This window comes from Peribacillus sp. YIM B13477 (assembly GCF_042787955.1).
Classification (GTDB): domain Bacteria; phylum Bacillota; class Bacilli; order Bacillales; family DSM-1321; genus Peribacillus; species Peribacillus frigoritolerans.
Window position 1 is genome coordinate 14,940 of the sequence record NZ_JBHZPD010000005.1, and the last position, 23,947, is coordinate 38,886.

26 protein-coding genes, 2 pseudogenes and 1 other annotated feature are annotated in these 23,947 nt (G+C 34.6%); of the genes and pseudogenes, 5 read left to right on the forward strand and 23 right to left on the reverse strand.

The window, feature by feature from the left end; all coding sequences use genetic code 11:
- Positions 1–75: 75 nt before the first annotated feature.
- The 5 genes from ACFX4H_RS15935 to ACFX4H_RS15955 form a co-directional block, all read right to left on the reverse strand.
- Positions 76–471, reverse strand: a complete 396-nt coding sequence (locus tag ACFX4H_RS15935) for a membrane lipoprotein lipid attachment site-containing protein (protein WP_377435828.1) — start codon at positions 469–471, stop codon at positions 76–78.
- Between the two features lie 94 nt (positions 472–565).
- A complete protein-coding gene (locus ACFX4H_RS15940) occupies positions 566–715 on the reverse strand; it encodes a hypothetical protein (protein ID WP_253350062.1) in 150 nt (49 codons plus the stop codon).
- 969 nt (positions 716–1,684) lie between these two features.
- Positions 1,685–2,059, reverse strand: coding sequence for a VOC family protein (locus ACFX4H_RS15945; RefSeq protein ID WP_098937224.1), 375 nt, complete (start codon positions 2,057–2,059; stop codon positions 1,685–1,687).
- Positions 2,060–2,354: 295 nt separating this feature from the next.
- A complete protein-coding gene (locus tag ACFX4H_RS15950) occupies positions 2,355–4,568 on the reverse strand; it encodes a transglycosylase domain-containing protein (RefSeq protein ID WP_377435829.1) in 2,214 nt (737 codons plus the stop codon).
- A gap of 383 nt (positions 4,569–4,951) precedes the next feature.
- Entirely contained in the window at positions 4,952–5,266 is a 315-nt protein-coding gene (locus tag ACFX4H_RS15955; protein ID WP_377435830.1) for a hypothetical protein, read from the reverse strand.
- Between the two features lie 241 nt (positions 5,267–5,507).
- On the opposite strand from ACFX4H_RS15955, the gene ACFX4H_RS15960 reads away from it, so the two are divergent.
- Positions 5,508–6,179, forward strand: a complete 672-nt coding sequence (locus ACFX4H_RS15960) for a response regulator (RefSeq protein ID WP_377435831.1) — start codon at positions 5,508–5,510, stop codon at positions 6,177–6,179.
- An 82-nt stretch (positions 6,180–6,261) separates the two neighbouring features.
- A pseudogene (locus ACFX4H_RS15965) lies at positions 6,262–6,370 on the forward strand (IS3 family transposase); the annotation flags it as partial.
- Between the two features lie 158 nt (positions 6,371–6,528).
- On the opposite strand, the gene metG reads toward ACFX4H_RS15965, so the two are convergent.
- The 11 genes from metG to ACFX4H_RS16020 all read right to left on the reverse strand — a co-directional run bounded on the left by metG (position 6,529) and on the right by ACFX4H_RS16020 (position 16,367).
- Positions 6,529–8,163 (reverse strand): methionine--tRNA ligase, encoded by a 1,635-nt coding sequence (gene metG / locus ACFX4H_RS15970; RefSeq protein WP_377435832.1) that lies wholly within the window; start codon positions 8,161–8,163, stop codon positions 6,529–6,531.
- Positions 8,164–8,213: 50 nt separating this feature from the next.
- Positions 8,214–8,481: a binding site (T-box leader), on the reverse strand.
- 284 nt (positions 8,482–8,765) lie between these two features.
- Entirely contained in the window at positions 8,766–9,860 is a 1,095-nt protein-coding gene (locus ACFX4H_RS15975; RefSeq protein WP_377435833.1) for a phospholipase D-like domain-containing protein, read from the reverse strand.
- Between the two features lie 221 nt (positions 9,861–10,081).
- Positions 10,082–10,414 (reverse strand): AbiH family protein, encoded by a 333-nt coding sequence (locus ACFX4H_RS15980; protein ID WP_377435834.1) that lies wholly within the window; start codon positions 10,412–10,414, stop codon positions 10,082–10,084.
- On the reverse strand, positions 10,396–10,968 hold the full coding sequence (locus ACFX4H_RS15985) for a bacteriophage abortive infection AbiH family protein (protein WP_377435835.1): 573 nt from the start codon (positions 10,966–10,968) through the stop codon (positions 10,396–10,398). Before ACFX4H_RS15985 ends, ACFX4H_RS15980 begins: the two co-directional genes overlap by 19 nt.
- A gap of 215 nt (positions 10,969–11,183) precedes the next feature.
- Positions 11,184–12,389 carry an RES family NAD+ phosphorylase gene (locus tag ACFX4H_RS15990; protein WP_377435836.1) on the reverse strand — a complete coding sequence of 402 codons (1,206 nt, stop codon included), beginning with the start codon at positions 12,387–12,389 and terminating at the stop codon, positions 11,184–11,186.
- A gap of 222 nt (positions 12,390–12,611) precedes the next feature.
- Positions 12,612–12,923 carry a hypothetical protein gene (locus tag ACFX4H_RS15995; protein ID WP_377435837.1) on the reverse strand — a complete coding sequence of 104 codons (312 nt, stop codon included), beginning with the start codon at positions 12,921–12,923 and terminating at the stop codon, positions 12,612–12,614.
- 178 nt (positions 12,924–13,101) lie between these two features.
- The gene (locus ACFX4H_RS16000) at positions 13,102–13,626 is read right to left on the reverse strand and encodes a DUF2199 domain-containing protein (RefSeq protein ID WP_377435838.1); all 525 of its coding nucleotides are present in this window, start codon (positions 13,624–13,626) and stop codon (positions 13,102–13,104) included.
- Positions 13,627–13,844: 218 nt separating this feature from the next.
- Positions 13,845–14,549, reverse strand: a complete 705-nt coding sequence (locus ACFX4H_RS16005) for an SAM-dependent methyltransferase (RefSeq protein WP_377435839.1) — start codon at positions 14,547–14,549, stop codon at positions 13,845–13,847.
- Between the two features lie 145 nt (positions 14,550–14,694).
- Positions 14,695–14,976, reverse strand: a complete 282-nt coding sequence (locus ACFX4H_RS16010) for a hypothetical protein (protein WP_377435840.1) — start codon at positions 14,974–14,976, stop codon at positions 14,695–14,697.
- Between the two features lie 175 nt (positions 14,977–15,151).
- The gene (locus ACFX4H_RS16015) at positions 15,152–15,604 is read right to left on the reverse strand and encodes a GNAT family N-acetyltransferase (protein WP_377435841.1); all 453 of its coding nucleotides are present in this window, start codon (positions 15,602–15,604) and stop codon (positions 15,152–15,154) included.
- Between the two features lie 154 nt (positions 15,605–15,758).
- The gene (locus tag ACFX4H_RS16020) at positions 15,759–16,367 is read right to left on the reverse strand and encodes a transglutaminase-like domain-containing protein (protein WP_328138882.1); all 609 of its coding nucleotides are present in this window, start codon (positions 16,365–16,367) and stop codon (positions 15,759–15,761) included.
- A 303-nt stretch (positions 16,368–16,670) separates the two neighbouring features.
- Between ACFX4H_RS16020 and ACFX4H_RS16025 the strand changes: the two genes are divergently transcribed.
- On the forward strand, positions 16,671–16,913 hold the full coding sequence (locus tag ACFX4H_RS16025) for a hypothetical protein (protein ID WP_328138883.1): 243 nt from the start codon (positions 16,671–16,673) through the stop codon (positions 16,911–16,913).
- Positions 16,914–17,099: 186 nt separating this feature from the next.
- Here the strand turns inward: ACFX4H_RS16025 and ACFX4H_RS16030 are convergent.
- Positions 17,100–17,381 (reverse strand): annotated as a pseudogene (locus tag ACFX4H_RS16030) (recombinase family protein); the annotation flags it as partial.
- A 167-nt stretch (positions 17,382–17,548) separates the two neighbouring features.
- On the reverse strand, positions 17,549–18,013 hold the full coding sequence (locus ACFX4H_RS16035) for a hypothetical protein (RefSeq protein ID WP_328138884.1): 465 nt from the start codon (positions 18,011–18,013) through the stop codon (positions 17,549–17,551).
- 256 nt (positions 18,014–18,269) lie between these two features.
- On the opposite strand from ACFX4H_RS16035, the gene ACFX4H_RS16040 reads away from it, so the two are divergent.
- Entirely contained in the window at positions 18,270–18,770 is a 501-nt protein-coding gene (locus ACFX4H_RS16040; RefSeq protein ID WP_328137557.1) for an RNA polymerase sigma factor, read from the forward strand.
- Positions 18,763–19,752, forward strand: a complete 990-nt coding sequence (locus ACFX4H_RS16045) for an anti sigma factor C-terminal domain-containing protein (protein WP_377435842.1) — start codon at positions 18,763–18,765, stop codon at positions 19,750–19,752. The genes ACFX4H_RS16040 and ACFX4H_RS16045 overlap by 8 nt, the downstream gene beginning before the upstream one ends.
- A 570-nt stretch (positions 19,753–20,322) precedes the next feature.
- On the opposite strand, the gene ACFX4H_RS16050 is transcribed toward ACFX4H_RS16045, so the two are convergent.
- From ACFX4H_RS16050 to ACFX4H_RS16070, 5 genes are all read right to left on the reverse strand, one after another.
- Positions 20,323–21,162 (reverse strand): tyrosine-type recombinase/integrase, encoded by an 840-nt coding sequence (locus ACFX4H_RS16050; protein WP_061462506.1) that lies wholly within the window; start codon positions 21,160–21,162, stop codon positions 20,323–20,325.
- Between the two features lie 572 nt (positions 21,163–21,734).
- Positions 21,735–22,154, reverse strand: coding sequence for an acetate and sugar kinases/Hsc70/actin family protein (locus ACFX4H_RS16055; protein WP_048683880.1), 420 nt, complete (start codon positions 22,152–22,154; stop codon positions 21,735–21,737).
- A 102-nt stretch (positions 22,155–22,256) separates the two neighbouring features.
- Complete coding sequence (locus tag ACFX4H_RS16060) at positions 22,257–22,445, reverse strand: hypothetical protein (protein ID WP_048683874.1); 189 nt, start codon at positions 22,443–22,445, stop codon at positions 22,257–22,259.
- Positions 22,445–22,549, reverse strand: coding sequence for a peptidoglycan-binding domain-containing protein (locus tag ACFX4H_RS16065; protein WP_377435942.1), 105 nt, complete (start codon positions 22,547–22,549; stop codon positions 22,445–22,447). The genes ACFX4H_RS16060 and ACFX4H_RS16065 overlap by 1 nt, the downstream gene beginning before the upstream one ends.
- 66 nt (positions 22,550–22,615) lie before the next feature.
- Complete coding sequence (locus ACFX4H_RS16070) at positions 22,616–22,942, reverse strand: hypothetical protein (RefSeq protein WP_328137555.1); 327 nt, start codon at positions 22,940–22,942, stop codon at positions 22,616–22,618.
- Positions 22,943–23,947 lie beyond the last annotated feature (1,005 nt).

Genomic DNA, 23,947 nt, shown 5'->3' on the forward strand with positions numbered 1-23,947 from the left:
TTCATTAGTCAAATTAAAAATGCCTAGCTCCTTATTGAAGCAAAGCATCTTAGCTCCTTAAGTGAGAATTTTATTTTAATACCTTTCAATAGTTATTAAATCATCAGAAGGTGTTAGATGTTTCTTTTCCTCTATTGTGAAATCAGCACCCTGCCTATCTACTTCAATATATTGAACAACCTTATCATCGTTCAAGAAAACTAATAGATATATATCGTCTCTCCAGTCGATATCACTTGGGTCATTAAAATTTACACCTAATTGTTCTTCTATTCCTTCTTGGGTACTATAAGGTGTAAATATGAATGCCTTTTCCCAATCGAAAGTCGTCAATGAGTTAATTCTTATCTCACTATTATTTTTATCTTCTACAATCGAAAAAATAGACTTTTCTAAACCTGTATTGTGTGGAACATTACTACATCCTGCTAAAAATAGTATAAGGAGGATGTAAAAAATTACTTGCTTCAAAAAAATTACTCCTTTCCCTTATCACGTTTGTTTGTATTTAAAGTTTCACTTTCGTTCTTAGTTCTTGAGCTAACCTGCCCCGTTTGTTTAATAACTAATTAAATAATTTGAATGAACTAAACCCCATAACATAACCTCCACCAATACCAATCACCATACCAAAAAGATTCCATTGTGAAATGTAAATACCGAACATAAATAACAATAACCCCAATAATCCCAATAGCCCCATTTTTTTATTCACTAAATTGTCTCCCATTTCCTCGCATATTCTTTCATGCACTACCTATCTCCAAATTATAACAGTTTATTAATGAACTAACCTGCCCCGATAGTTCCATAAGAAAAGAGCTGCCTTAAAGACAGCTCCGATCTTCAGCTAACGCACCCGTTAGCCATCCATGAAGCACAAAAATCAGCGCTTCACCACAGAGAATGAAAATTGGTCTCTATGTCGATAATGTTTTAATGGCTGGCGAAGAAGGTCGTTGAACTATGGTGCCTTTGAGCCCATCCGTTAGTCTGACTCCGACGGCCACGGTGTACCACCGACTGTCGCGCCCTTTATGGGTAGCACTCATGGGAGATTAATCCTTTTTAGGTCGTCGCGCTAGCCTCTACTTAATTTGCTATAATTGGAGGTTTTTGTTTAACGATTAACAAAACTCAATCAGATCACTCATAAGGCTCAGCCTTTTTTTAAAAAGCGTTTTTACTGGGTCTATTTTGTTGTGATTATTTCTGGATTTTGAGCTTTTTTAATTTTCATGGGAGTTGAGAAAGGTACTTACTGTATAACTTTAATTATCATAGTTAGAAACATAATAAACAATAAAACTATATGTATCCATACCATACATTTTACGATTAATCCCGCCCAGACTTTTTTTCGTAAACCATAGTGAAGGACAATAGAAAAAACTAAGAGACTGACTATTCCACGAAGGATACTACCATCTACAAAGAATAAAACTACATTTATCAATACGGATATAATAAATAAAATGACATATACCTTATATACCTTTTCTTTTCTTTGTACCTCGTGTTGGAATTGATACATTACTTTTCACCTCGTGTTACTCATATTCTTGATTAATTGATTATACCTTTTTTCACTAACCTGCCCCGATAGTTGCATAAAGAAAAAGCTGCCTTTTAAAGACAGCTCCGATCCTAAGCTAAAGCACCCGTTTGTTTGCAATGAAAGTGTTTACTCTTTAATCCACTCTAACAATTCCATACGGTTACCAAAAGGGTCGGAAATATAGAACCTTTTAGCTCCTGGAAGTTTATCGTCTTCAATAACATCAATCCCGTTTGTTACCAGATGTTTTTTTAATTCCTCTATATTTTCTATTTCAAAAGCAGGATGTGCCTTTTTGGCTGGATAAAATGGTTCTTCAATTCCTATATGTATTTGATAATTTCCAAATTCAAACCAAACCCCGCCACGTTTCTTTAATTCTTCAGGTTTTTCAACTTCGTCAAAACCTAAAATATTCTTAAAAAACTTTCTTGCAGTTTCCTCACTACCTTTAGGAGCAGCGAGCTGAATATGGTCAATTGATTTAAAAATAAAGGGCATTTATATCCTTCTCCTTTGACTTCAAATGGATATTACTTTTGCTATTTCCAATTTTACGCCAATTGGAATGATAAGGAAATTTTAAAGTTATTATTTATAACCATAAGTCTTCCTTATGGTTATAAATTTTTTTCTTCTTCAACTAACCTGCCCCGATAGTTCCATAAGAAAAAGCTGCCTTAAAGACAGCTCCGATCTTCAGCTAACGCACCCGTTAGTTTAAGTAGAAACCCTCACAATCTCTTATGTGTATCATAAAAAAGGATGGAACCAATGCGATTCCATCCTAAAATCTTTATTGTTTGTGTTGCTTTTCCTCTTGTTGTTTGTGTTTCTTTTCCTCTTGTTGTTTGTGTTTCTTTTCCTCTTGTTGTTTATGCTTCTCTTCCTTTTGTTTGTGTTGCTTTTCCTCTTGTTTATGTTTTTTACCCTCTTTATTTCCACCAATATCCAATGATTTTTCTTTATTATTTTTTGTAACTGGTGGAGCTTCTTCAGGATTTGCACCTTTAATGAACAGTTCATTATTCACCCGGTATACATCACTAGGCTGCTGGAAGCTACTTTGGTCTGTTCCAAACGCTTCCAGCATGGCCTTAAACATTTGGTGCGAGATTTTAGTTGAATTTCCATCCATATAATTTCCTGGACCATTTTTAGTATATCCAGTCCAAACCGCCATAGTGTATTGCGGTGTATAACCAGCGAACCAACTATCATTTACCGCACCGGTTGGATATCCATATTGTGCTCTGGTTTTACTGTCAAAATTGGTTGTGCCAGTTTTTCCAGCCACATCTAGTCCAAGGACATTTGCTGTTTTTCCTGTACCAGATTTTACGACTGTCCGTAACATATCCGTCACCAAATAAGCTGTGTAATCATGCATAGCACGTTTTGGCTTTGGAGTTAAATTAACAACTCTGCCATCAGGATAGACAACTTTACGAACAAAATGTGGTGTATTGTATTCACCATTATTTCCAAAAGCACTATATGCTCCTGTCAACTCTAATGGATTAACCGTATTACTTCCAATCGCATATGATTCGTACACCTTATTATTATTAAAAGTAATACCCAGATTTTCTGCAAAATTTTGTGCTTTATCCATCCCTACATCTTGAAGGGTAAGAAGTGCTGGAATATTGTATGACCATTGAAGTGCTGTTCTAATCGACATCATTCCGTGATATTGATGATCCCAGTTAGAAATAGACTGACCATTTGAGTAGGTTATCTCATGATCATTAATTTGGTGTGCTGTAGACCATTTTGAATTTTCAATAGCCGGACCATAATCAAAGACTGGCTTGAAAGTAGATCCTGGTTGACGTTTAATATCAACCGCAAAGTTGTTGCCTCGGAAGGAAGCTTTATATTGGTTTCGACCGCTTCCAATAGCTCGAATTTCTCCTGTTTTTGTATCTGAAAATACGAAGGCTCCTTGAAAATTGTCATTTGGATAAGAAATAATCGTATCGGTGTTCATTATTTTGTCCGCATAGGTCTGAGCTTTTGGATCTAGCGTCGTATAAATAGATAATCCATCCGAACTGATATCTACATTTTTCAGCTTTCTTTCAACTTCTTTTACAACAGCGTCCAAAAACGCCTCGTACGGCATTCCTTGCTGTTTCGTTTTTGGAACAAGTCCTGCTGTAACTGAAACCTTCTTTGCATCCTCCAATTGCTTTTTCGTAATATACCCTTGTTTATACATAGCTTCTAAAACAATATTACGACGATTTGTTGCAGCTTTCACATGTTCTGGTTCAGTGGGATCGTAATTACTTGGACTCTGTGGGAGCCCCGCCAACATAGCGGCCTCCGGAAGCGTTAATTTATTTAGATGATCGGCATCGATTCCGTAGTAATTTTTGGCGGCAGCTGCTACACCATATGTCCCGTCTCCAAGGTATATCTTATTTAAATACATCATTAAGATTTGATGTTTGGAATACTTTTGCTCAAGCTGATAGGCCAAGCTCCATTCCTGTACCTTCCGCTTTATTGTTTTCTGAGGTGACAAAAAGGAGTTTTTAATGACCTGCTGTGTAATGGTACTTCCGCCTTGAGATCCGAAATCCCCTATTAGGTTCTTGGAGATTGCTCTCGCAGTTCCTTTTATATCAATGCCATTGTGTTCATAAAAATGTACATCCTCCGTGGCAATGAAAGCATGTTCCAACATTTTTGGAACTTGAGAATACTCAATTTTTGTCCGCTTTTCTTTACCATATTCGTAAAGGAAATTCCCGTTTTTATCGTATAATTTGGTAGAAAGCGGATCGACTAGTTTTGAAGAATCTATTTTAGGTGCATCCTTAATCATTGCTGCAACCGTAACTGCCCCTATTCCAATTGAAACAACACCTAACAGTAAAAACCAAAGTAAAACTTTATTCAAGAAAGACCTTCTTTTAGGGGAATTTTTATCTTTTTTTTGATCTTGTTTTGTTTTTTCCACTTGTTTTCGTTCCTGACGAGAACGATACGTTTCTGACATTAATCTTCTCTCCCATATTCAAGTTATTCAACAAAATTTAAGAAAACTATGCAAAGAAATAACCTTTTATTTACTCAATAGCAATTGATGGTCAGTATGGTATTTATAACAATGCATTTCATGCAAAACCTGTATATAACGAATTAAGGAAGAATTTATCCTATACTCTCCTTGGTCGGTTTTCGCAATAAAGTAATCACTTCGTACTATCTCATCTTATGCATCTTGTAGAACGTATTCCTTCTTTACATCTGGCCCTTTTAATATTTTTTCTCGTTTAATATCATTATCCAAGGTATAACAAACAGTGACATATAGTGAACAAATAAAAAAGACAACGTACCACGCTGCCTCTTTTTGTATGGGTTAAAGAAAACGAAGAATTATTTAAACTTATCTAGTGAAATTATTCTATGTTTTAATTCTGAATTCATATCTAAAACACCTATCACAAATTGATTATCTTCCGTCAATGTTATGTATCTGAAATACTCATCATCAGAAATCAACAAATCGGTGTCATTCGTCATTTTTTCTATTTTGGCAAATACATCTTCTGTGTACTCAAGGTGAAAAAAGTTATCCAATCCCTTGCTTGAGCTACCTACCCAGGTATACAGAAAATCTTTCAGTGTGATTTGTTCAAGCATCGATAATTGTTTCTTGAATTTTAACTTATCTACTGTTACGTTTATCATCTTTCAACACTCCTTAACGAGGATTAATTATATACAATGAAGTCTCCTCCAACAATGCTATTTGTATAACAATCCGTTTACAGTTTAGTTACTCTAGGGTATCGCCATCAAGCTAAGAAAAAGGATTATCCCCAAAACGAAAAAATATGCTATTCTTTGTAAATGCTGCTGAAAAGAAATTCCCTATCAATTTATAAATTTTAGAGAATAGGCATTTATATAAATTAGGAGGAAGAAGCCGTTGAAGACTAGTATCATCATTATCGATGACCATCAGCTTTTCCGTGAAGGCGTTAAGCGTATATTAGATTTTGAATCATCCTTTGATGTTGTTGCCGAAGGCGATGACGGAAGCAAGGCTATGGATCTTGTTAGCACACACAAACCAGATGTCGTTATCCTGGATATCAACATGCAGAATATGAACGGTATCGAAGCAATTAAAATGCTTGTAAACCGTTACCCTGAAACGAAAGTCATCATTTTATCGATTCATGATGATGAAAACTATGTACAGCATGCATTGAAAACAGGAGCACAAGGTTATCTGTTGAAAGAAATGGACGCAGATGCGTTAATTGATGCTGTTCGTGTAGTCGCAGATGGTGGCTCATACCTTCATCCGAAGGTGACACATAATCTAGTCAAGGAATATCGCCGTTTAGCTACTGATCGTGATTCAGTGCATGCTGTAGAGATCAGAAGACCGCTTCACCTATTGACTCGACGCGAGTGTGAAGTTCTTCAAATTTTAGCATATGGAAAAAGCAACCGTGTCATCGGCGAAACTTTATATATCAGTGAAAAAACAGTAAAAAACCATGTGACGAACATTCTTCAAAAAATGGAAGTAAACGACCGTACACAAGCTGTTGTTCTAGCTATTAAAAACGGATGGGTAGAAGTGAAATAATTTCAACTTATGTTAAGTCCGGCTCTTCAGTTTTTGCAATGCGTGCTGAAGAGGCGGGCTTTTCTCACGAAATGATCCTTAGAAACAAGAACTAGCAAAATATATAGAATACTATAAAAACAAACGAATCAAGGCAAATTAAAAGGCATGGCCCGGTACAATACCGAGCTCATGCCCAACGGGCTGCCTAACGAAATAACCTGTCTAACTTTATGGGGTCAGTTCAACGTTAAGGAATCGACTTTTTTTACTTTTTCTTAAGGAACTAACGCACCCGTTAGTTCATTAAGAAAATCGATACTTATTAAAGAATCGCGCCCTTTAATGGAATAACTTGATACCGTTACTTTTATAAAATTCCTTCATTTAATCTCTTTAATTCCTCATCGATTCTTTCTAAATCAATCCTTTTAAAAAGTGGTTTAATTCCTTTAAGAGACATAGAAGATATTTCAATTTCCTCCCATCTTAGTTCATTTAAACCTAACATTTCTTTAACATTCTTACTTGAAAAAGGAAGAAAAGGATTAAGAATTTGTGCAAGATTTGAAATGATATAGATACAATTTGCCATTGTATTATCACATAAGGATTTTTCTTCATTAATTTGAATCCATGGCTTCTGCTCATCAAAATATTTATTTGCATATCGAACAAATTCAAAGATTTTCTCTAAAGATTTTTTAAAATGAGCATTCATAATTAGTGAGTCAACTTCTTCATAAAGCTGACCAATTTTAGCTTTAATTTCTAAATTAATCTTACCTTCTGGTGTTTTACCATCATAAGACTTTTCGATAAACTTTAACGTGCGATTGACAAAATTACCATATGCACCTAGTAATTCGCTGTTATGACTATATACAAATTCACGCCATGAAAAATCAGTATCTCGATTTTCAGGTGCATTGATTGTTAAAAAATATCGAATTGAGTCAGCATCATATCTCTCTAAAATATATGGAACCCAGACTGCCCAATTTTGACTCGTCGATAGCTTACGCTTTTCCAGTGTTAAATACTCATTCGAAATTATATGTGTTGGTAAAGCAGGATTATTGATGCCCATTAGAATAGAAGGCCAAATGACCGTATGGAATGGAATATTATCCTTCCCATGAATATAATAAGAAGTGGTTTCTCTATTCCACCAATCTTCTATATTTTCATTATTTTGCTTCGCCCATTCTATACTTGCAGTTAAATAACCTGCCACTGCTTCAATCCATACATAAATTTTCTTACCTTCAAAACCTGATATAGGAACTTCAACACCGTTTGGCAAATCACGCGTAACAGCTCGGTCGGGTACACTCTCTTTTAAATATCTAGTTGTTAAAGAAATCGCATTTTCACGCCATCTATTTTCCTGCTGCGCCTTCCCCACAAATGTTTCTAATTGTTTCTGGAATTGACTAAACGAGAAATAAAAATGCTCCGTTTCTTTAATGGTGGGCTGGTTCCCACAAATCTTACAACGCTTATCGATTATATCAAGTGGATCTAAAATGGCAGAACAATTATCACATTGGTCTCTCCTTGCTTTCTCGCCGCAATTCGGACAAATCCCTTCTACAAAACGATCTGGTAAAAATTGATGATCCGTTTCACAATAAGCCTGCTCAATCGTCTTTTTGTAAAGATAGCCATTTTCAAGCAATTTTAAAAATATGGTCTGTACTGACTTGTGATGATGTTTGGCATCTGTACGAGTGTACAAATCGTAGGAGAACCCTAGCTTTTGAAAACACTCTACAAATTCTTCGTGATAAAGGTTTGCAATTGCTTCAGTTGTCGTATTTTCTTGATTTGCTCGTATCGATATTGGTGTTCCATTACAGTCACTTCCTGAAACATAAAGCACTTTTTCTCCTTTCTGTCTGTAATAACTTGCTAAAATATCTCCTGGTAATAAGGCTGCTACATGCCCTAAATGCAGTGAACCATTAGCATATGGCCATGCTCCTCCAATAAAAATGGTCATATTTCTTCCTCCTTAAATTAAAAAAACCTCGCCCATAGACAATTTGCTTGCCTAAGGACGAGGTATATCTCGTGTTACCACCTTAATTCACTAATAATTCACATTATCAGCCTCAATAAGTACGGAGAGAATGAATCACTCTTATACTTTGACATTTATAACGAGTGCCAAATCTCGTCAAGGTCTAATTCATCAACTGAAAGTCGACTTTGCTGCTCAAAGGCCATTTTCAATCAACTATTTTCTGCTTCTTTTCAGCTACCAAAGCTCTCTGTAAGAAAATAATGGTTGACTTACTTTCCTCATCATCGCGTTTAACAAATGTATTTTCCTAATTATTACACAAAAAATGGAAATTTAAAAGTTTTTAAAGGTAGTTATTAAAAATGGTTCTTCAACTATATGGCCCAATTGTTAAACAAAGATCAAACAGCATTCTTGAACTAAACTGCCCCGTTAGTGCCATAAGAAAAAAGTTGCCGCAGCAACCCTTGTTAATGAACTAAAGCACCTGCTACTATAAGCAAAGAGCTAGCACAGCAACTTTCTTTATTGAAATAAAGATGTTTTGAATATAGCATAGTATTTTAATAAATAGGTAATCAGCGTGTATTATCAATTCGTTCATTAATTATTCCTCGTAATTCATCTACCCTATCCATCATCTTTTGAGTGGCTTGTATTAAAAAGGAATCAAAAGCGATAAACCCATCCTGTGCATTAGTAGCTCGTTCATCTTTAATTTCAAATGCTTGTTGGGTAAAATCTTGTACATAATCATTTAAAACATCTTCTGTCATATAAATCACATTTTCTTGCATTAGGTCATCTATATACCCAACTTCATCAAACTCTAGAAACTCAATGACTTCTGGATCTATCTCATATTCGCAAATTAACTCCTGAAGATTCGCTAACTCCTCGATTAGTTCTTCTTCCTCATCCGTTAATTCTCTATTAGACGAGTTACTTTCAATTTCTCGAATCAACCCCGATACAGTACTTTCTAATTCTTCTTGAAAGTGTTCAAATGATTCAACAATCTTTGTATCTATATAAATATTAGCACCTTTATAATATTCGCCCTGTTCTATCCCATGGAATTCCCATAAGCCCCAAATACTTTCCCTGAGGATAGTTCTGATTTCTTCTAGCTCCCGTGCGAGAAAAATCAAGGGAAGCATATCATAAGCATAGTATGATTCCGCATTACTCTCAATTTCTTCATCAATGATATCCTTTATTTGAAGAATGGCTTGTTCGTCTTCGATAATCACACCAGCTTCAAAATTATTGGCTGATTCCGACGAATAATTTGCTGAACCAATATACGCAATATTATTGGTCATGATAATTTTTGCATGATTGTTAAACACAAAATGACTTTTAAATTTCTCATTGAATTTTTCGGGATCTAATTTTGCTACATAGATATTTATTAGTGTTCTTGCATTTCTTGATGCCCATTCCTGCGTATATTCGTTAAATCTACTAGGTATATTCGTAAACACCTTAATTTCGGTATCTTCTGGGGTATCTTTTAGTTCCTCCAGCAATGTTTCAATCCATTTTGAGATATTGTATGTGACAATATATATAAATTCTGCCGTAGCAAAATCCTCCAAAACGTCACCATAACCAAGTTCGTCTTTCGTCATAATAAATTTTGCTCGTGTAAATTCTACTTCTCTTCGCAAATAAAACACCATCCAATCTTATCAACTCAAATGAACGAGTTATCTATAGGTTAATTATAGCTATATAGAAAAAACAAACAATAACTCCACTTTAAGGGGTAGCGTCAGGAAAATGCGGATATACAACGTTAAGGGGTACCACCAACAATTTTAAATCAAAAAATCGATTTCTAGAAAGCTACAAAACAAGCATGTGCATTCTAGAAATTCATTTTATGTATTTACAAATCACAGAGTCTAAAGAAAGAGACTTTGTTACCAGAGATTGAGCATTTTTCTAGACTCCTTCTATGACTTGCTATCTCACCTTCACTATAGTAACTCACATACCAGCGTGTATTTTCATGACACAGATTTGTTGTTATCTGTTGAATATATGGTAAATCAACATCCGACAAGCTATGTCCCATAATAATAATCTCATTATATTTATCAGGTGAGTTAAAAAAAGACTCATTCTTTGCAATCGCAAAAGCTGTTGACTTGTGTGTAGTTGCATAATACTGCCTAATTGAATCATACGCTTCGTCAGTCCTTACATCACCATAATCCAATCCAAATTACTCTCTGGCTTCCCTACAGCATGACCAAGAAAGATTTCAGAACGTTCATGAACAACACTATTGTGTATATGAAGAACCTTCTCATCATCAATTCCATACAAGCTTTGTAAAGTTGGTGTATAGTTGAAATTCAAGTAATGAGAATCCTTAACCTCAACAAAACATTTAGCAATACCTTCACTCATTTTAGTTGGCAAATCAATACTGCATATCCATTTAACAAATTGCGATAATAAGCCATAGCTCATATACCAAGTATCTTGTTCGATAATGTACTGAAATTCATGATGATACCTGTCACTCCAATTGTCATCTGCATACGAGACAAGACTGTCAGAGTAATAATCAAACATTAGTTGAACATCGATATTAGCCAGATTTGCTTCAAAATCCGACCATAAATCCTCTTGGAACATATTGAACATCTCCATCGTCCTTAATATCTCTGTCTCAGTTTCCAAGAGGTAATCCCTAAAATTCCAGTAACTTGTTTTCATTCCATGATGAAGATCAAAACCATTTCCAATAATAAAAAGTCTTTTCATAATCTCACCTACTTTTCACGTGTTAGTTCTCAAAACAATAGCTATCGCAGTTCAAACGCACTCTTGAACTATCCTGCCCCTTTAGCTGCATAAGAAAAAGCAATCCTCCTTCATGAAGAATCGCACCTGTTAGCTTAATAATTATTTTTCTTTATTCATTGATCCTTGGACCATTTTCAAAAATACTTTCATTAGTAATCGTACTTAAAATATTATTAAAAGGGTAAATCGTCTTCCTCCTGTTCTTCGATAATTGTCACTGGTTTCACTAAAAATTTTTTCAGTGGTTTTAGTTGACTTTGTATAGAATTGTACGGAAGGACTCTTTCGATCACTATATCCTTTGCTCTTTTGAAGTTGAACAAACATAAGTTAAATCCATCTCCACGAGTACTGTTATAAATAATACCATTGTAATTATTCGCCATTAGACATTGGGCTATAAAATTTGGAAATATATACTCGTAAGATAGTTTAAGTCCTTGATTGAAAGAAGGCATTGAATTAAATATTTCAATGTCTAAATCCCTGACATCCCATACTCTCATGTCCTCTAATAACAAAAATTCCGCAAAATCTATCGAATTACCCTCACTATATATAAAGCCAAGTTCATTACATACAACCTCAATGCTGCTTGCCATATAAAGGGAAGATATACCTGGGGGGTTATAACGCCCCTGTGATGGGATTCCTTCCGGTGGGTTCCACAATTCCCCTCGAATATAGTTTGCTATACGCTCATTATTATTTCTTTTTCTTCCACGCAGAAACCTACTTCCAGCTTGTAATGTTACTAAATTAGGTATATCTCCTTTTTTTATTTGTAAGAAAATCTTCTGACCTAATTCATGATTCATCCCTAGCATTGGATTTTTCAGAAGATATTGCATAAAACCTTGTCCTTCTCGTTCAGTTGTTCCACTAAAGGTATTAATAACAATTTCAACCTCATCAGAATACCAGTTCTCTACTTCTCCAGCAGTAACATAAGGATCGTAACTATCTAATTGATTTCCACAATTAGAACAGCAGATATTTGTATAAATTTCACTTGAAATATCAGCTGGAAATCCATAACCTTCCACTAATTCATAAACAGTTTTTAAATCCGAAGAGTCTTCGTGCTTTTGAGTATATAGGATAATGTTTTCATTACATAGTTGGCATTCGCCAATCTCTGTTTCACTAATTCTTTTAGCTATTAACTCACCAATTGAACAGGTAAAAAATTCAACGTCCTCTATTACGTATGTACCGAGCATGATATCATTACCGCATTCTGAGCATTCATCGAGACCATTATATTCATAACCTCTCACCGTTTCAGGAACATCGTATATCTGCCATTCTTCAAGTGCTTCAAAAACCATTCTGTATTCCTTACAATTACTACAGAAAATTTGTTCACAATCATCCATTGTTAAGGACACCTCTGTTAAATTAGTAATTCAATTTATTCTTTATTTTCAATGATACTCTATCCTTCCTAAATTTTAACTATCTTTAATTAGATATTAACATTTTTCAAACTGAAATATATTTCTTATGGAACTAACCTGCCCCGTTAGTTCCATAAGAAAAAGGCTGCCTCAGCAACCTTCCTTATTGAAGTAAAGCACCTGTTAGTTTAACAACTAAACTTAATTTTTTTTCTCTTTTACGAAATAGAAACCTGTCCCATTTTCTTGTGGAACAAACCCTTGTTGAGCCGAACTATTTTCTACTATATTTTGCTCTTCTGCTGTTATAACTGTGGTAACATCTACATCTTTTCCTTCAGCTACCATACCTTCTCTACGATCTTGTTCCTCTCTAGTAACAAGTTTATATGTATCTGTTTGTTTTGAGGAAACTTTTGCAGATGCTTCTGTCTTTTGCAAGTCTTTCGCAAAACCGATTGATACTGCTAAAACTCCTGCAAAACCAAGGGTTAAAACTAATTTCCCTTTCATATAAAAACCTCCCAATAATTTCTATGTTCCAATAACATATTTTACCACAACTAAAACTATGTTACTTTTAAATTTATTTCTTCAACTATACTGCCCTGTTAGTTCCATAAAAAAAAGCTGCCTTAAAGAAAGCTCCGATCTTCAGCTAACGCACCCGTTAGTTGATTAAGCAGAGTTATTATTTTTCTTCTACATTACACAAATCTTCTGCTATCTGCTTTATTCTTTTAAATCCAATTCCTTCTCTTTGCTCTAAGGATAATGGGTGTTCTGTTGGTTCTAATTCTATAGAAGGACGTAAACCTATTGGACGGGTATGAACCATTGTTTTTAAGTTTAGTGTTTCAGGATAACAAGGAATAGAAGTTTGCAGCCAACCAAACATTGGTTTCAAATCCTTTTCTCTGCCTTCAACTTCCCAAAACTCCATCATTTTATCAAAATTCGTTTCACTTAATGAAACCCAAACATCCCAAACAAAAGGATCTTCCCCATCCATTACTGGAAGTTCAATACATCCACGAATAAAGAAATATTCATCATCAATAATACACACATCTTCATTCATCTCTATTCGTTTTTCTTGTTCTTCGAATGGTACTTCCTCATAGTAATCAGGAACAGGACTTCCATAACTCAAGGGAAGTTCATCGTGATAATTTCCACAACATTTACATTGATAACCTACTTTATAATTGCTCATTTTACATCCCCCATATATAAAACAATTGCCTTATCTTATCTCAATATTAACCCAAAAAGACAATACTGAGTTTGATAATTTATCCTGGTCACGTTAGTCGAATAACATAAAACTCTTATGCAACTAACCTGCCCCGTTAGTGCCATAAGAAAAGAGCTGCCTTAAAGACAGCTCCGATCTTCAGCTAAAGCACCTGTTAGTTCATTAAGATTTCTTTGTTACCCTTTTCTAATTTTTAGCATAGAGTTAGCATTTGCCTGAAATTCATATGGTACTTTAACTTCTTCGACTGTACATCCGTTATCAGCGAGATAACTTATTAATTTATCTAAATGTTCATAGCGTTTTCCTTCCAAATCAACTATAGGGAAAATACGAATTTCCTCTTTAGTAACTCTCAATAACTCATTTAGCGTTTCTATATGAAATTGGTAATCTAATCGGTCAGCATACATAAATAGAAAATGTGCAGAAAGAAGAATATCAAATTCTCCATCCTTAAACGGTAAAGAAGGCAAAGTAACGGGAACGTATCGGTCACTCGATTCCCTCATATCCTTAACACAATCTTTTAAAGCATTCAAACGATGTTTTCTAAGACCTTCTATATCTTCGAAATAAGTCCAAATATAATTACTTTTTGCTTTTTGCATATGCTCCATAGCGTGTTCAATATCCTGAAGACCTTTATTTTTTAGGTCTTCACCCGAATGATAATACGCAATATCACAAGCTGTTACACCTAAACCTGATTTGTTACCAACAGCAGTAAAAGAACAAGCCCCTGCTGGACAATCCAGTATTTTTTTTCCCTTTAGTTCTTCTACCGAAAGAGAAAACATATCCAGATACTCTTCAAAGGTTCTCCCAATAAAAATAATTCTTTCTAAATCTAACTTTGTACTCTGCTCAACTCTACTCAACTAAACTCACCTCTTATAATAAGAATTAAATTTATATTATCACAATTCATTGGAAAAATTGACCTTTTTACTTTTCCTTATACAACTAACCTGCCCCGTTAGTGCCATAAGAAAAAGCTGCCTTAAAGACAGCTACTCATATATATTAGTTTGAAATAGTTGGTACAAGTTTTAAAAATTTACGATAACAGAAAATAGTTAAAGTTAATAGTACTAAACTCCATAGATAAAAATATGTTCCATACTGGTTCCATCTTGCGGTTGTTGTAATACCGTCAGCGATTTTTAACCCTAAAAAATTCAACTGCATATTCCCGTCTATTCTACTAGTAGATAAACCGTAACCTTCCCCTGCCATCATAATAAATAATAAGCCTAAACACCCTGCGAGCCCTAAAAACAACCATCCTACTTTGTTTTTGTTCAAGTTACCCCCTCCTAAAAATGTTGGTAACAATAACATTCTACAAATATTGGTAAAAACCTTGTTGAACTAACCTGCCCCTTTAGTTGCATAAAGAAAGAGCTGCCTTAAAGACAGCTCCGATCTTCGGCTAACGCACTCGTTAGTTGAAGAAGAATTAAAGTTTTTTGTATTTAATTCAAGAAAGATTCATTGTCATTAATATTCGAGACTCGTTTGTCACAAAGCCGTTTTTTCTGAAAAACAACTCCGGCTTACCTTTGCCTCTCTCGGTTGATAAATATGCGGCATCAACTTTTCTCTGTTTAAGGATATTCCCTAAATATTTTAGTAAACTCGAACCAACCCCGTTTTGTTGGATATTATTTAGAACGCAGATTTCATTTATGTAAAAGTTCTTGCTATCAGCCCATTGCTCTTCATTTCCGACTAAAAAGCCAATCATTTGATTATTAGAATTAAAATAACCTATTCCTATATAGCCAGGGGTCTTACTTATATCTAACAATCGTTTGTAAGATGTTTGAAAAATCCAAGGTTCGTTCCAAGGATGGGAGCTAAAAACATTGGTGAAAATCTTTGATACTTCTTCTAAATCTTTTTCTGACAATACACGAATTGTATTCTGCATTAATAATTCCTCCTTCCAATCAACCCTATCACAAATTTTTGTTTAATATACTAACCATACTAACTAATGAACTAACTGCCCCGATAGTTCCATACGAAAAAGCTGCCTTAAAGACAGCTCCGATCTTCAGCTAAAGCACCCGTTAGTGAAATAACTATAAACTCTCAGGTAAATGATGTTTATACATTTCCAATGCATCATTATGTTCTTCTAACACAGCTATCGTTTTAGGATGTGGCTTTGCATAGATAACTGGATAGTCCTTTTCATCCAATTCCTCATGAGTGGGAAATGCTAATTTTTCTTCATCAATTGAAAATTGGGCATCAATACCCTTTTTATTTCCACGAGCATCTAATCTTATCCATTTATTAAGTGATTTTAAAAAAACAGCATTTAAAGCGTGAATACAATACCCCTTTTCTGGTGTATCAAACAACATCAATCTTTGATAGCAGAAACCTGTTGGTATTCCTTGCGATCGTAATAAGGATGCTAATAGATTGGATTTTGCATAGCAAATTCCCTCTTTATAGGCTAATACATCTGATGCATTACAAGTAACACGTTTCCCTTTAATATCCCAAGAGTGAGATATTTCGTCACGAACAAATTCAAAAGCTACTTTTGCTTTTTCAATTTCTGTTTGAGAAGGGTTGAAAAGGTCAGCCACCTTTGCTCCAATTATAGGATTAGAATAATTAACTTCACTCAATTCAAGTAGATAATTATCCAATTTTTCAGACTCACAAATCAAATTCATTAAATTCAACCTCCCTTATTATATGTGTAAAAATGTATGTTTTGGTATTATTATACAATAAGAAGAGCTGAATTTATAGGTGTATTGTTAAACCAACCTGCCCCTTTAGTTTAAGTACATTCTTTCACAATCTCAATAGTGTAGAGCCTTTTTAGACACAATCCAATCACCCACAAAATAGAGTTTATAATGGGGTACGAGATATTCGTATGGTACTTTATCCTGTACGAAGAACTTCCAACTATTACTTTTGCATCATGTTATTGTATAATTTAGGTATTACATAAAATGAGGTGGACTTTCATGGAAACTATCAAAAAAGAATTAGTCGATGGCTGGAAACTTATAGCACATTCAGATTTTACAGTGTACTCTAATGACAAAAGCTATGTAGTACTTCATGAAGAAGAAATGGTTCTAAAATTTTCAGTAAACGACGATATCCTTAAAGTGGATAACACTAGCTGGGATACTAAAATTGAAGTAAGCTTGGATAAAACGCTTACCATCACTACTGATCCAACTTATGACGAAGATGAAGATTGAAAAGTAAGGCATCCATTACGGGTGCTTTCTTTTTATCTAAAGCACAACAGGGTAAGATGGGGTGAAACCTTAGAAACTCTATGTTTCTTGAATTTAAAACTTGTGTAAATGGTGTGCAAAATATCCCTTCTATGGTTGGTTTATACAGCACTTCCCCAGAATAAAAAAAATGCACAAAAAAGACGATTAGCTATTGCTAGTCGCCTCTTTCACTTTAGCGTAAATTGTAGAACGTGGAACACCTGTCATTTTAGCTATATCATTAACGCTTAAACCGTTAGACTCTCCTTCCTCATACAACTTTAAAGCCTTCTTAACGTCCTTCTCGTCCTTTCCTTTACGTCCCATATGCTTACCCTGTGCCTTTGCCCTTTCACGTCCCTCTGCTGTTCTATCCTTAATTAAATCACGTTCAAACTCAGCAATAGCACCCAGCATATTAAACATTAACTTTCCATTTGGAGTAGCGTCAGGAAAATGCGGATTTACAACGCTAAGGAAATGTCACCTATTAAAAAAGCCGATTTCCATCTCAAGGAATCGACTTTTTTAGTTATTCTTATGTAGATTTGGAATAAAGTTTGATCATTTCTGTAATTCTTCCTTCATTAAAGCGCCCGTTTGTGGCATAAGGTTTATTGAATCAAGATATTTCCTACGTATTGCGCACTACCTGCTGAACTTTTAAATTCAACTTCTAACACATAATTTCCTTTGTCAGATGGAAATCTAAACTCCCTTGAATCATTCATTTTAATTTCAATTTTTTCTTCACTATTTAATAAAACAGCTGTTATCTCTGGATCTGTCCAAATATCTCCACCATTTTTTTTATTCTCTTTAAAATCTAAAGTGGCTTCTTGGTTTGCAGACACTTTTATTTCATCCTGAGTTAATCCGAATTCCTGAACATCTTCTATTTTTTCTTGTACATCCTCACTTTCTGTATCCCAACTGATATTCGCTTCTGTTAATTGTATATCTATGGACTCAATGTATAAATGAGCAGTTGGGACACCCACATCATAATCTTCTCCAATACACCCTGTTAGTGTTAAAACAAAAAGTAATCCTGTAAATAATTTTAAGTATAATTTCAATACTACACCCCTTTGATAAAATTGCAGTTTTTGTTATTTTTTCCATAATAATCCCCTTTGGACAAATCATATCCAAAGGGGTAAAGCTTCGCAACTTTTTTATAAACATCGCGACTTTATTTCAAATCAACATCTTAATGAACTAAGCACCCGTTAGTTCATTAAGAAAACAAATAGTTGATAAGGTGTGAAATTAAATTCAAATAAAGTGTTAACTTTTTTCTAACTTGTACGTCTTATTTACGGGAGGACAGCGATGAACAATTCGAAAAAAATTCAAGAATTAAATGCCGAACTTAATATTGTTTATCGTTATCTACGTAAATTAGGAGTCTCACATGAAGATGCTGAAGATATTGTTCAAGAATCAGCCTATCGATTTCTTCTTTACTACGATTCAATAGATATATCTAAGACCCGGAGTTGGTTAATACGTGTAGCTTTAAATTTTCACTATGACCAATACAGAAAGTTTAAACGAGAGGAACTCGATTTAAACCAAGAACAAATAGCTTTGCTATCTAAAGATTTACCAGAAGAAATAATATTACAGAAAGAACAGCGTTCAGAAGTTCAAAAAGTGTTATTAAAATTAAAGCCACAATACAGAGAGATGATTCTATTAAAGTATCAGTGGGATCTAAAATATGAAGAGATATCCAAGTTACTTGAAATGAGTATTGGGATGGTAAAGACCAACCTATTTAGAGCGAGGAAACAATTTGTCAAAAATTATAGGAGGAATAACAATGAGTGAAAAAAACACTACTGATGAGATTGATTTTACTAGTAAATCTTCTTTTCAAAATGTAATGAATAAGGCGAAAAGAAAGCAAACTGTTAAATATTTCATAATAACAACAATAACAACAATATTTTTGTTAGCAGTAATTTATATAGGGAGCCAACAGATACTTGAAAAACGTAGATCTGATGATGATTCAGGAAATTATAGTCTAATTCATGGAGCAAATACTCATCAAGGAAGTGCAAGTCCTTCCGATTCAAATCTTTTTAGTTATACTCAGGAAATAACATATGAGAAGCAAATTGGGGATAGAGTCATATTGTGGGATACAGATAGTGTAACAACACCGTTATTTGGAAAAAGAAGGATTAATGAAAATGGTAGTGAAACAAAAATATTTAGTGAAAGAGAAAAAAGGTACGTGAATTTTAATCAGCTTAATGGAGAGAGAGAAATTGAATTTTACTTCCCGCAACTTACATATCCCTATCTTCCAAATGAGATAACTGCTGCGACAGAATTAGGTAATAATAAGATAGTAGAAGTAGCTCTATCATTTAAAAAGCCTCTAACCCTTCATGAAGCATCAAAGATCCTTGGAACAGATAATGTTAATTGGTTGTGGGTAGACACATCTACTGATGCTCAAGTGAAGGAGTATAAAAAGGAAGCACTTATGAAAGAAAACGAAAGACATGCTATTACACAAGGTGGAGGATATGCATATGGTTTTGAAGTACTGGATTCGGATTTTGAAATAGGAGGACAATACTTTCTAAATATCATTAAAACGCTTAGTCTGGAGGATGGAAACTATCAAAACAAGGTAAAGAAATTAGCTAACAGTATTAATGATGAGTCTTCACCAAAAGTTAGCGATATTCGTATTAGTGGAGCCGTAGTTACAGGGACACCAAAAGAGTTAGAAAGGTTTAATAATATTGATATTATTAGAGCCTCTCTTATTGGGGCTACTGTTGATATTTATTAATTACACACTTTTAACTAAGAAAACTTTAGTTGAGGAAACATATTAAAGGATCTTCCAATGGAAGATCCTTTTTCATTATCGATAAAATCGATCTCCTATGTAAACTCGCATAGTATTTTTGTTCAACGCCTCCGTTTTGGCGCTCCTTGTTGAACTATCCTGCCCCTTTAGTTCATTAAGGAATAGGCATTTTTTCAAGCAGCAGAGGATCTTCTAATCAGAGATCCTTCGATTCTATGTTTATTGTGATTTATTAATTGATTTCTTTTCGTATCGTTTTGAAAAGTATAGAGTAAGGATAATACCTAATAAAACGATCCCTATACAGATATAAAGTGGAAAACCCCAACGTATGTAAGCAACTGTTGATGCTCCTAATACCGTGATCCATTCAAAAACTAAAAATGGTTTTATGTATTTATTCAATTAACTAACCTCCCCTTCCTTTATCCATATATTGTTAATTCATATTAACATACCTGGAGTTAATAAAATCTAAAAAAAATGCCTTATAAAACTAACCTGCCCCGATAGTTTATTAAATACAAAATAAAAAGGACCACTGGTCCCTTAAAAATACTTTCTATACAAGTCTCTTCGCATTGCACCACTTAGATATGCATAAATTTTTGTGGTTTCACTTTTTTCATGGCCCATTAAATTTTGAATCACTTCCAAAGGCGCTCCATTATTCAATAATTTTGTGGCGTAACTATGTCTAAGCTGATGAGGATGAATGCTCTTTTTAATGTCCGTTCTCTTTGCTATCAGTTTTATAACGTTTCTCGCTTGAGAAATACTCATTCGATGGGGGGCGCGTGTTGTCACAAAGAGTGCTTCCTCATGATCTTTTCGCTCACTTAAATATCGCTTCAACCATATTTCACAACGAGTATTAAAATATACTTCTCGTTCTTTATTTCCTTTTCCTAATACGATTGCTGATTGATTAGAAAAATTGATTGATGTCCTATCTAGCGTTATTGCTTCACCAATTCTACATCCTGTTGAGTACATAAACTCAAATAAAGCATTTTCGAATGTTGTATGACAAGCTTCCCGCAAATGTTCAATTTCCTCTTCAGACAAGTATTTTGGAACCCTTAATTCTACTTTTGGTTCCTTTATTTTTGAAGCAGGATTTCCATTAATTAAATTTTCATCCTGAGCCCATCTAAATAAAGATTTAATAAATCGAATTCTGTGCCCCAGACTGGATGGCTTAAGCTTTTCAGCTGCTTTTCCCAGATAAACTTTTAGAGAATTAGTTGAAAGTTCTTGAATAGATATATTTCCAAAACTATTCACTAACAAGTTAAATTGGACGTTATAGGCCTTTAATGTTTGTGAAGAATAACCTTGGATTTGCTTATCTGCCTTATATAAACTCCATACCTCAGTTAAGATCATACCTGTTTCTCTCCCATCTATACCCTATTAATAGACAGTATAGACAAAAGAAGAACTATTATACTAGATTAGTAGATTTTTTTATTAAACAATAACACCTGTTAGTTAAAGAAGAAAAAGCTGCCATAAGACAGCACCGATCTTCATCTAACGCACCCTTTAATGGAATAACATGACTGACGTTTTTAAAAAACTTTATTATGTTTTAAACGACTTTTTTGTAAATTAAAAAACTTTATTTTCACTTAACGTCTGAAATAACTCAAATGGATTTCATAGCGAACATATATGTCGGTGAAAAGTGTGTCTGCAGATAGAAAAATAATAATTTTGACCACGATGATATGGGCGAAATATAAAATAACCTGCAAGGCACAAGCACTAATTAATTTCGACCAACTAATTTTATACCTATAACCGTTAAGTAATCGGAGGAGTCGAACGGATCATCGGATTTGTGTAATAGCATTGGCGATATGAACAACGTAATTCACCTCGTCTATAAGTTTAACTTGGCGCAGGGAGAGCGAACTAAGTAGATTATTGGAAAAACCCCGACCTAGTGGCCGAGGTTAGCTAATTATGCGCGATATTTCAGTAAATTGCTCCTTTGTGCACTGAATAAGGGTTTTGTACTCCTCGCCTTCTTCGTCGAATAAATAAAGGTAAGCGTTTGAAGTTTCTTTTTTCATTGCTCGGACTGCTATATCAGTGATTGCACCGACTGAACCTACAAGAGCAGTACTTAGAATCGAGCTGTTTGTAGATTTCCCGACGTTTCGACTTTCACCATGTTCCCACTCAATCCTGGAAAGTTTGAAGTGTTTTTGTCCAAATGCAGTTGTAACCTTGACCTCACCTGGCTGCCCCCACCTCATTATAGTCATTCTGTTAACGCTTTCATTACCTTCGACACCATCAGTTAATACGTGACCGCCTGCCAATACGCTGACTTGAATCCGAGGTTTAATAACCTGTCTCCAAAATCCCATAAAAGCACCGTCCCTCTTAATTTTGTCATATAATTATATATACACATCCGCCTACGAAAGGGTTCATTTTTCCATAGGCTTCCGCATTTATTTCGTTAATCGTTATATATCTTCGTGTTTCTTCGGAAAGAATGAACCCGTGATCTGTCCGAAGTTCATCACAAGCGCTCCGATAATAAGGTTCCGCGTCTGCTCATCGCCGTAAAACACAAATAAGGCCGCCGACAAAACGATCAGCAGTCCGAAGGAAAAGAGATACTGGAATTTAATCCGCTTGATAATCGTCATCATCAGAACATCACCGCCCAAGTCTTCGCGCCAACTATTCCGTCAGCCGAAAGCTTCTTACGTTTCTGATACACTTTGACCGCTGCCGGCGTCGCTTTACCGTAGATACCGTCAGGCTTAACGCCGACCGCGAATCACTTTGGGGGGCAGTATAATAATTTAATTGTTGCTTGCTATATTGCCATATAATTATTATTTTTTAATTGTTTTAACAATGCAGCTCGGCTGCTTGAACCGTACACGCCATCGACTTCTCTCGGAAGATATACACTCTGAAATCTTCTCTTAGCATCAGTAGTATGTAGTCCCCAATGCGAATCAATTTCTCCGACGGCTTGCTTAGTAACTCCAGATTTTACTGGTACGTCCTTAAATACAGGTCGACCATTTTGTAAATCCTTTACTGTTAATCCACCTGTCATTTCAAAATGCGGTGGATAGCAGAAACCTTTCCAATCTCCACCCCCTGCGAAGCAAGTGAATTGTTTACCGTTTTTCATTTTATTTTTAATTTGATATTGATTACTGCATCAGTTTGAAATATAACTTTTCCGTTCTTCGCTATTTCATTTTCGATTAACCATTTTTTATGTGACCGTAACTTGAGTAGCTCAAGTTACAAAGAAATCATACCGACATATTCATACTTGGTTTTATTCCCCAATCCGTGTTCACTCATATCGAAGATAGTTTCTGCTTCAATACTCGGAATGTATACAGACTTGTCTACCTTAACATTTTTACCATTAAATCATTCTCCCTTAATGTCCAATACTCAATTAGTCTCTAGCCTTCTGTCATACGGATTATATCATGCATGGAATGATTCACGGTTAACACTCCCTTAGTTAATAAAAAAGCGTGAGCATTGTGCCCAGACTCCTATACAGAAATCATTTTTGGTATGTTGGTTTCTTAATTGCTATCAAAAGCCAAAAGACCATGATTATTGGAATAAAAAATAAATTTAAATTAATTCTTTTATCAACGATAATTGAAAAAACATCGTTGATAATTAAACAAACTAAGCTTAATAAAATGCATAAAAGCAAAGAATGTAACGATAATTTCAGCATTTTTATTCTCGCAAAGTCAGGTATGTCAAACAATGTGTTTCCCCCTTAGTTTCGGATATTTTACCAGTATCCTAGTGCTTTACAAGCCTTTTTAACTTTAGGCTTCTTTTTACCCCATTTGTGGCAAGCGGAATAAGCTCCTGATTTATACAAGTCTTGAACTATTAAAGTAGCAACAGTCATCCCAACAACAGCCCCAAATACAAGTTTTAAAGCCTACTTCGTCTATTTGAATAAAATCGTCTTGTTTAAGTATTTTCCTTCTCTAATAATTCTTTTGCGTTTTAATTTCTCTTTAATTATCCGAATAAATCCCAATAAATTCCTGTTTGAGATTGTTAACTTCGCCAGTAGGGCATTATTCATCAAATCTTTACATGATTAGTACATTTATTAAACTTATCTATTTTATAATTAAATCACAATTTA

Coding starts and splice junctions, on each gene's coding strand:
- ACFX4H_RS15945 (WP_098937224.1), bottom strand. CDS start 2,059: ATGCCCTTTATTTTTAAATCAATTGACCATATTCAGCTCGCTGCTCCT.
- ACFX4H_RS15950 (WP_377435829.1), bottom strand. CDS start 4,568: ATGTCAGAAACGTATCGTTCTCGTCAGGAACGAAAACAAGTGGAAAAA.
- ACFX4H_RS15955 (WP_377435830.1), bottom strand. CDS start 5,266: ATGATAAACGTAACAGTAGATAAGTTAAAATTCAAGAAACAATTATCG.
- metG (WP_377435832.1), bottom strand. CDS start 8,163: ATGACCATTTTTATTGGAGGAGCATGGCCATATGCTAATGGTTCACTG.
- ACFX4H_RS15985 (WP_377435835.1), bottom strand. CDS start 10,968: ATGAAAAGACTTTTTATTATTGGAAATGGTTTTGATCTTCATCATGGA.
- ACFX4H_RS15990 (WP_377435836.1), bottom strand. CDS start 12,389: ATGGATGATTGTGAACAAATTTTCTGTAGTAATTGTAAGGAATACAGA.
- ACFX4H_RS15995 (WP_377435837.1), bottom strand. CDS start 12,923: ATGAAAGGGAAATTAGTTTTAACCCTTGGTTTTGCAGGAGTTTTAGCA.
- ACFX4H_RS16000 (WP_377435838.1), bottom strand. CDS start 13,626: ATGAGCAATTATAAAGTAGGTTATCAATGTAAATGTTGTGGAAATTAT.
- ACFX4H_RS16015 (WP_377435841.1), bottom strand. CDS start 15,604: ATGCAGAATACAATTCGTGTATTGTCAGAAAAAGATTTAGAAGAAGTA.
- ACFX4H_RS16020 (WP_328138882.1), bottom strand. CDS start 16,367: ATGAATTTGATTTGTGAGTCTGAAAAATTGGATAATTATCTACTTGAA.
- ACFX4H_RS16025 (WP_328138883.1), top strand. CDS start 16,671: ATGGAAACTATCAAAAAAGAATTAGTCGATGGCTGGAAACTTATAGCA.
- ACFX4H_RS16040 (WP_328137557.1), top strand. CDS start 18,270: ATGAACAATTCGAAAAAAATTCAAGAATTAAATGCCGAACTTAATATT.
- ACFX4H_RS16045 (WP_377435842.1), top strand. CDS start 18,763: ATGAGTGAAAAAAACACTACTGATGAGATTGATTTTACTAGTAAATCT.
- ACFX4H_RS16050 (WP_061462506.1), bottom strand. CDS start 21,162: ATGATCTTAACTGAGGTATGGAGTTTATATAAGGCAGATAAGCAAATC.
- ACFX4H_RS16055 (WP_048683880.1), bottom strand. CDS start 22,154: ATGGGATTTTGGAGACAGGTTATTAAACCTCGGATTCAAGTCAGCGTA.
- ACFX4H_RS16060 (WP_048683874.1), bottom strand. CDS start 22,445: ATGATGACGATTATCAAGCGGATTAAATTCCAGTATCTCTTTTCCTTC.
- ACFX4H_RS16070 (WP_328137555.1), bottom strand. CDS start 22,942: ATGAAAAACGGTAAACAATTCACTTGCTTCGCAGGGGGTGGAGATTGG.